Genomic DNA, 8,241 nt, shown 5'->3' with positions numbered 1-8,241 from the left:
GGAGATGTTCGCGCGCGACGGCGAGCGCATGGCCGACGTGCGCCGCCGGGTGAACCGGCTGCCGCTGGGCGCCGCGGCGCTGGCCGGCACCAGCTACCCGCTGGACCGCGAGGCCGTCGCCCGCGCGCTGGGGATGGACGAGGTCTGCCAGAACAGCCTGGACGCAGTCAGCGACCGCGATTTCGCGATCGAATTCACGGCCGCCGCCTCGCTCGCCATGGTGCACATCAGCCGCCTGAGCGAGGAGCTGGTGCTGTGGATGAGCCAATCGTTCGGCTTCATCGACATCGCCGACCGCTTCTGCACGGGCAGCTCGATCATGCCGCAGAAGAAGAACCCGGATGTGCCCGAGCTCGCCCGCGGCAAGACCGGCCGCGTGGTCGGCCACCTGATGGCCCTGATCACGCTGATGAAGGGCCAGCCGCTGGCCTACAACAAGGACAACCAGGAAGACAAGGAGCCGCTGTTCGACACCGTCGACACGCTCAAGGACACGCTGCGGATCTTCGCCGAGATGGTCGGCGGCATCACGGTGAAGCCGGAGGCGATGGAGCGCGCCGCCCTGCGCGGCTATGCCACCGCGACCGACCTGGCCGACTACCTGGTCAAGAAGGGCCTGCCCTTCCGCGACGCGCACGAAACCGTGGCCCACGCGGTCAAGGCGGCGATCTCGCACCAGGTCGACCTGTCGGAGCTGCCGCTGGCCGTGCTGCAGACCTTCAACCCGAAGATCGAGAAGGACGTCTATGGCGTGCTGAGCCTGCGCGGCTCGCTGAACGCCCGCGACATCCTCGGCGGCACCGCGCCGGCGCAGGTGCGCCGGCAGATCGCCCGGCACCAGGCCAGGCTGGCCTGAGAGAGACGCACGGTGCGTGGTCGACTTCACGGCCGACAATGTGAAGTTCTGCGGCAATAGGCCCATGGACGAAAGGCATCGACCGTCCGTTGTGTTCCTAAATGTAAGAATGTAGTGCTAAAGTTTGGCATTCTTTGCGCTTACGGTTCAGGGTGAACCCTGAACCGAAGCTGTTACCGAGCGCCGAACTCCATGGAAAAACCCCGCTGCGTCGTCGTCATCCTGACCTTCAATTCCGCTTCCATCATCCGGGAAACCGTGTCCGAGGCGAAGAAAGTCAGCCCGCACGTCTTCGCGGTCGACTCCCATTCGTCGGACGGCACGCCCGCGATCCTCGCGGAACTGGGCTGCACCGTGGTTCAGCGCCCGTTTACCAACTACAGCGACCAGCGCAACTGGGCGATCGCGCAGGTCGAGCAGGCCTATGAATGGCAACTGCACCTCGATGCCGACGAGGTGCTCGACGCCCGCGCGGTGGCCGACATCAATGCGCTGCTGTCCGGCACGCCCGGGTCGGACGCCTACCTGATCCGCCGCCGCGACTATTTCATGGGCAAGATGCTGCGCTTCAGCGGCCTCAATCCCTGGCACCTGCGCCTGTTCCGTTCGGGCCAGGGACGCTGCGAATCGCGGCTCTACGACCAGCACTTCATCAGCCCCGCGACGCCCGGGCGCCTCGGCGGCTTCATGCACGACAAGAACTCGGCCCGGCTCAGCGACTGGATCGCCAGCCACAACCGCTGGAGCGACGCCGAGGCGAAGGAGAAGCTCGGCCCGCGCGGCGCCGCCGACGACGTGCTGAAACCCCGCCTCATGGGCGATGCCCGGGAGCGCACCCGCTTCATCAAGGAGCTCTACTACAAGCTCCCGATCGGCATCCGCTCGCTCGGCTATTTCGTCTATCGCTATGTCTTTCGCCTCGGTTTCCTGGACGGCAGGACCGGTTTCTATTTCGCGTTTTTCCAGGCGCTCTGGTTCCGCATGCTGGTCGATGCGAAGATGTACGAGCAACGCAACCAGCAGCCATCGAACTGACATTACGGAGTGATCACGCGCATGCGCAAATACAACGCTTCCAAGCGAATCCTGGTCACCGGCGGCGCCGGCTTCCTCGGCAGCCACCTGTGCGACCGCCTCATCGAGCAGGGCCACGACGTGCTGTGCGTCGACAACTTCTTCACCGGCAGCAAGCGCAATGTCGAGCATCTGCTCCACCACCCGCGCTTCGAGCTGATGCGGCACGACGTGACCTTTCCGCTCTACATCGAAGTGGACGAGATCTTCAACCTCGCCTGCCCGGCTTCGCCGATCCACTACCAGCACGACCCGGTCCAGACCACCAAGACCAGCGTGCACGGCGCCATCAACATGCTCGGCCTGGCCAAGCGCGTGCGCGCCAAGATCCTGCAAGCCTCCACCAGCGAGGTCTACGGCGACCCGGAGATCCACCCGCAGGTCGAGGCCTACTGGGGCCGCGTGAATCCGATCGGCCTCCGAAGCTGCTACGACGAGGGCAAGCGCTGCGCCGAAACGCTGTTCTTCGACTACCACCGTCAGCACCAGCTGCGCATCAAGGTGGTGCGCATCTTCAACACCTACGGGCCGCGCATGCACATGAACGACGGCCGCGTGGTGTCGAACTTCATCGTCCAGGCGCTCCGGGGCGGGGACATCACGATCTACGGCGATGGCCAGCAGACCCGCAGCTTCTGCTACGTGGACGACCTGGTGGAGGCGATGCTGCGCATGATGGCCACCGGCGACGAAGTACCGGGTCCGATCAACATCGGCAACCCCGGCGAGTTCTCGATGCTCGAGCTGGCCAACAGGGTGATCGAGCTCACCGGCTCGAAGAGCAAGCTGATCAAGCAGCCGCTGCCCGCCGACGATCCCAAGCAGCGCCGGCCCGACATCTCGCTGGCGCAGAAGGAACTCGACGGCTGGACGCCGCGCACCCAGCTCGACGAAGGCCTGAAGAAGACCATCGCCTATTTCGACCAGGTTCTTTCGGAACCCAACGCGGCCTGATCTCATGAACATCACGATCATCGGCACCGGCTACGTCGGACTGGTCACGGGCGCCTGCCTGGCGGACATCGGCAACAACGTCTTCTGCCTCGACGTCGACGCCAGCAAGATCGCCACCCTCAACGCCGGCGGCATCCCAATCTATGAGCCCGGCCTGGACGCCGTCGTGGAATCGAACGTGGCGGCCCAGCGGCTGTCCTTCTCGACCGACATCGAGGCCTCGGTGGCCTTCGGCGACGTCCAGTTCATCGGCGTGGGCACACCGCCCGAAGAGGACGGCAGCGCCGACCTCCAGTACGTGCTGGCCGCGGCGCGCAACATCGGCCGCTACATGAACGGCTTCAAGGTCGTGGTCGACAAGTCGACGGTGCCCGTGGGCACGGCCGACAAGGTCACGGCCGTGATCCAGGAGGAGCTCGACCGGCGCGGCCGCTCCGACCTCCAGTTCTCGGTCGTCAGCAACCCCGAGTTCCTCAAGGAAGGCGCGGCGGTCGAGGACTTCATGCGGCCCGACCGCATCGTGATCGGCTACAGCGACGACGACAACGGCCGCGAGGCGCTGGCCTGGATGCGCCGGCTGTACGCGCCCTTCAACCGCAACCACGAGCGCACCCGCGTGATGGACGTGCGCTCGGCCGAGTTCACCAAGTACGCGGCCAACGCGATGCTGGCGACCCGCATCAGCTTCATGAACGAACTGGCCAACCTGGCCGACCGCGTCGGCGCCGACATCGAGTCGGTGCGCCAGGGCATCGGATCCGATCCGCGCATCGGCTACAGCTTCCTGTATGCCGGCACCGGCTACGGCGGCAGCTGCTTCCCGAAGGACATCCAGGCGCTGACCCGCACCGCGCGCGACCACGGGCAGGCGCTGCGCGTGCTCGAATCGGTCGAGGCAGTCAATGACGAGCAGAAGCGTGTGCTGACCAACAAGGTGCTGGCCCGCTTCGGCCCGGACCTGAGCGACCGCACTTTCGCACTGTGGGGACTGGCCTTCAAGCCCAACACGGACGACATGCGGGAAGCGCCGAGCCGGGTCGTGCTCGACGTGCTGTTGCGCGCCGGCGCCCGCGTGGTGGCGCACGACCCGATCGCGGTCGACGAGACGCGGCGGGCACTGAAGCTGGACTTCGCGGACGCGCCGGCGCTGCTCGAACGCATCACGTTCAGCGCCAAGGACCCCATGGAGGCCCTGGCCGGCGCCGACGCGCTGATCATCGTGACCGAGTGGAAGGCCTACCGCAGCCCGAACCTCGAACGGCTCAAGGCGCTGATGAAGACGCCGGTGATCTTCGATGGCCGCAATCTCTATGAACCAGGCACCATGAAGGATGCCGGCGTCATCTACCAGGGCATCGGGCGAAATAGTTTCTAGCTCGCCCCCAGGTCGGGCTCACTGCGTGTAGCCCTCCCACCCCCTGCCGGGGGCAACACCAGCGGCCCGGCAAAGCCGGTTCCGCGGTGTTTCACCGACGGGCCAGGCTGCGCCGGCCGCGCCCCTGTTTGGTTAACATTGATTCGATGAAAGCTGCTGTCCGCGTCGCCCTGGTTTGGCTCGCATGTCTGAGCCCGCTGGCCTCGCAGGCCGAGCCGGATTCGAAGGCGGCCGAGTCGGCCGCCTACGCTGCGGCCCACGCACGCTGGCAACGCGAACTGAACGCCTTCGACGCCGCCGACGCCGAGCGCCTTCCCGCCCCCGGCGGCGTGCTCTTCGTCGGCAGTTCCACGATCCGCATGTGGCCCCGGCTGGCACAGGACTTCCGGCAGCAGCCGGTGGTCATCAACCGCGGCTTCGGTGGCTCGACCATGGCCGACTGCGGCCTGTTCGCGCGCGAGCTCGTGGTGCGCTACAAGCCGCGCATGGTGCTCGTGTACGCCGGCGACAACGACCTGGCCGAGGGACGGACGCCTCTGCAGGTGCTGGAGAGCTTCGCCCAATTCGCCAACACGGTGCGCACCGAGCTGCCAGGCACCCGCATCGCCTACATCTCGGTCAAGCCCAGCCCTTCGCGCGAGAAGCTGCTGCCGGGCATCCGCGAAACCAACAACGTGATCGGCGCCTACCTCCAGCGGCTGCCCAACAGCGCCTACATCGACATCTTCACGCCGATGCTGGGCGCCGATGGCCGACCCCGGCCGGAGCTCTTCCGGGGCGACCAGCTGCACCTCAACGACGAGGGCTACCGGCTGTGGCAGTCGGCCATCGCCCCGCACCTGCAGGAGCAAGCGGCACAGGGCGAGGGAGCCCGAGGGCCGTCAGTCACCCAGGGCACGCGATAGCTGCCTGGGCTGCGGCGGCCTGGGCCGGTCGTCCCACCACAGCGTGAGGCGGGCGACACCGTAGAGCCAGCCGAACACGACGCCCAGCAACAGCCCGTCGCCCCACCAGGGGCGGACCGTCTGGCTGTCGCCGTAGATCGCGAGCACCGACAGCACAGCCACCAGGTGGGCGCAAAAGACAGGCAGCGAGGCGCGGCCCAGATCCTCCAGCCCGTGCAGGCGCGGGATGCGCCGCATGACGGCCGGCCCGAAGCGCACCGCCACGATGCCGAGCACCGCCAGGTTGACCAGGCGCAGCGGCCCGAGCTGCCACTTGTCGAACAGCAGGTTGAGCTCGACGTCACCGCCGAAGGGCGCCTGGCCATGGATGCCGTGGTGCCGCCACCAGAAGCCGTAGAGCGCTGCCGCACCGGCGAGCACGACCAGCCAGGACGGGAAGCTCAAAAAAGGCCTGGCGTCGGGCGCGTTGCGACTGGCGCCCATCCACAGTCCCGCGAACCACAGGAACTGCCAGGCGAAGGCATTGAAAGCGCCCATCTCGTGGAAAGGCACCGCGAGGCCCAGGTAACGCACGGCCAGCGCGTAGAGCCATTCGCTGAGCCCGAACTGCGCCAGCGCCCACAGGCTTGCGCTGGCCACCATCACGCCGGTCCAGCCGTGGCGCAGCGCGAAGGCCAGCACCCAGGGGCTCAGGAGCATGAAGAAGATGTACATCGGCAGGATGTCGAGCAGCGCCGGCTCGTAGACCAGCAGCAGCGAATAGAGGAAGCCCTCGCGCGGATTGGCCAGGTAGAAGGACAGCAGGTTCTTCACCGCCGGCTGGTCGATGCGCAGGCCCACCGCCGAGATGATCGTGAACAGGAAGAGCAGCGTCGCCGCCTGGCTCAGGTAGACCTTGAGCGCCCGTCGCCAGAAGGCCCGGCGCATCGAGTCGACGCCCCGGGTGCGCGCGATGCGGCTGTAGACCAGCCCCGAGACAAAGGCCGACAGCAGCACGAAGCCCTCAGCCGCCGAGACGAAGCCGAACGGCTGTCCCAGCGGATCGGTCAACCGGGTCGGCAGGTGGGTGACGGTCATCAGCACGAGCATGAGCCCGCGCAATGCATCGATTTCCCAGTAGCGTTTCATCGGTCGGCGTGTTCTTTGAGCGGTCCGCGCGAGACACGCACGACGAGTGCGGAATTGTAAGGAGGGGGCCGACAACGGGCCGATCCGAGGGAGCAAATGGGCTACGCTCGACGCGCTAAGAAGAATCTGGATGGAGAACCCAAGCTTGAGCCGATCGATACCCGCCTTCCTGCTGGCCGCCAGCGCCTTGCTCGCCCCCGGCGCGGCCCAGGCACTGCAAATCACCAGCCTGACGCCCCAGGGCGAAGTCTCGCGCGTGCGCCAGGTGGTCGCCAAGTTCGACCAGCCCGCAGTCCGCTTCGGCGACCCCAAGGCCCCGGCGCCGCTCGCCGTCAGCTGCGCCGACGCCGAAGCCGGCAAGGGCACGGGCCGCTGGACCGGAGAGAAGCAATGGGTCTTCGACTTCGAGAACGACCTGCCGCCGGGCGTGCGCTGCAGCGTGACGCGCGTGGCCGGCTTCAAGTCCGCCGCGGGTTCGGAGCTGACCGGTCCGGAAAGCTACCGCTTCAACAGCGGCGGCCCGTTCGTGCGCAACTGGCAGCCCAGCTACGGCAAGATCGACGAGCAGCAGATCTTCATGCTCGAGCTCAACGGCCCGGCCACGCCCGAGAGCGTGCAGGAGAACGTCTGGTGCGCGGCCGCCGGCATCGGCGAGCGCATCCCGGTCAGGCTGATCGACGGCGAACAGCGCGCCGCGCTGCTGAAGGCGCTGGGGCGCGACAAGGAGGCCGAGAAGGCGCCGCTGCGCTTCCTCGCGCTGCAGTGCAATCGCACGCTGCCGCCGGCCAGCCGGGTGCAGCTGATCTATGGCAAGGGCGTGGCGACGCCCTCGGGCGTGGTCAACAACGTCGAGCGGCGGCTCAACTTCGAAGTGCGCGAACCCTTCGCGGTCTCGTTCAGCTGCGAGCGCGAGAACGCGCAATCGGGCTGCCTGCCGCTCAAGCCCATGGTGCTGCGGTTCAACGCACCGGTGGCGCGCAAGCTGGCCGCCGCCATCACGCTCAAGGGCGCGGGCAAGACCTTCAACCCTGTGTTCGACGACAACGCCGCCAGGGACGACGATGGCGTGGTCGAGTCGCTGAACTTCCCGGCCCCGTTCGCAGAGCAGACCCCGTTCACGATCGCGCTGCCGCCGAAGTTCGAGGATGCCTCGGGCCGCGCGCTGGCATCGCCCGACAGCTTTCCGCTCAAGGTCGCGACCGGCGCGATGCCGCCGCTGGCCAAGTTCGCCGCCTCGCCTTTCGGCGTGGTCGAGCGCCTGGCCGAGCCCGGCGGGGTGGCGCTGATGCCGGTCACGGTGCGCCGCGTCGAGCCGGCCCTCCAGGTGCAGGCGCTGACCCTGGGATCGACGCCCGGCCAGGTCAGCGACCTGAATCCGAAAAGCGACGCCGAGATCATCGCCTGGTTCCGCAAGGTGCGCCGCTACGACGGCAACGACACGATGTCGCGCAAACGCGCGGCGCGCGACGTCAAGGGCGCGCTGCCGAAGGTGATCGACAAGGACGACCGCGACAGCATCCAGACCCGCATGGTGTCGCTGCTCGGCGGCCAGGCCGGCGTGCGCACACTGGACATGCCCAAGGCCGAGAACGGCGACCCGCGGCCTTTCGAGGTCGTCGGCATTCCGTTGACACCCGGCTTCCACGTGCTGGAGATCGCGTCGCAGAAGCTCGGCGACGCATTGCTCGACGAGCGCTACGGCAGCGGCCGCACGATGTACGTGCGCACTACCGCGCTCGCCACCAACCTCGCGGTGCATTTCAAGCTGGGCCGCGAGAACGCGGTGGCCTGGGTCACGACGCTGGACAAGGGCCGCGTGGTCGCCAACGCCGCGGTGCGCGTGTCCCGCTGCGACGGCCGTGAAGTGGCGACGGGCACCACCGACGCGAACGGGCTGGTCAGGCTGTCCGGCATTTCCCCGGACGCGCCGTCCTGCGCCACCGAGGACG

The 8,241-nt window shown here is 67.5% G+C and carries 6 protein-coding genes and 1 pseudogene; 6 read left to right on the top strand and 1 reads right to left on the bottom strand.

The window, feature by feature from the left end:
* The 5 genes from argH to AC1D2K_RS24350 form a co-directional block, all read left to right on the top strand.
* Positions 1-856: argininosuccinate lyase (gene argH / locus AC1D2K_RS24370; protein WP_478091639.1), on the top strand; the 856-nt coding region annotated here is incomplete at its 5' end.
* Positions 857-1,048: 192 nt separating this feature from the next.
* On the top strand, positions 1,049-1,891 hold the full coding sequence (locus AC1D2K_RS24365) for a glycosyltransferase family 2 protein (RefSeq protein WP_478091638.1): 843 nt from the start codon (positions 1,049-1,051) through the stop codon (positions 1,889-1,891).
* Between the two features lie 21 nt (positions 1,892-1,912).
* Positions 1,913-2,884, top strand: coding sequence for a UDP-glucuronic acid decarboxylase family protein (locus AC1D2K_RS24360; protein WP_478091636.1), 972 nt, complete (start codon positions 1,913-1,915; stop codon positions 2,882-2,884).
* A 4-nt stretch (positions 2,885-2,888) separates the two neighbouring features.
* Positions 2,889-4,259 carry a UDP-glucose dehydrogenase family protein gene (locus AC1D2K_RS24355; RefSeq protein WP_478091634.1) on the top strand — a complete coding sequence of 457 codons (1,371 nt, stop codon included), beginning with the start codon at positions 2,889-2,891 and terminating at the stop codon, positions 4,257-4,259.
* A gap of 146 nt (positions 4,260-4,405) precedes the next feature.
* Complete coding sequence (locus tag AC1D2K_RS24350) at positions 4,406-5,164, top strand: SGNH/GDSL hydrolase family protein (protein ID WP_478091632.1); 759 nt, start codon at positions 4,406-4,408, stop codon at positions 5,162-5,164.
* On the opposite strand, the gene opgC is transcribed toward AC1D2K_RS24350, so the two are convergent.
* Entirely contained in the window at positions 5,141-6,292 is a 1,152-nt protein-coding gene (gene opgC / locus AC1D2K_RS24345; RefSeq protein WP_478091630.1) for an OpgC domain-containing protein, read from the bottom strand. The two genes, AC1D2K_RS24350 and opgC, sit on opposite strands and share 24 nt — an antisense overlap.
* 145 nt (positions 6,293-6,437) lie before the next feature.
* Here opgC and AC1D2K_RS24340 point away from each other — a divergent pair.
* Positions 6,438-8,241 (top strand): annotated as a pseudogene (locus AC1D2K_RS24340) (alpha-2-macroglobulin); the annotation flags it as partial.

This window comes from Variovorax sp. P1_H12_2 (assembly GCF_056405335.1).
Note: the sequence above shows the minus strand (reverse complement) of the source record. Positions and strands in the feature narration are given on the sequence as shown.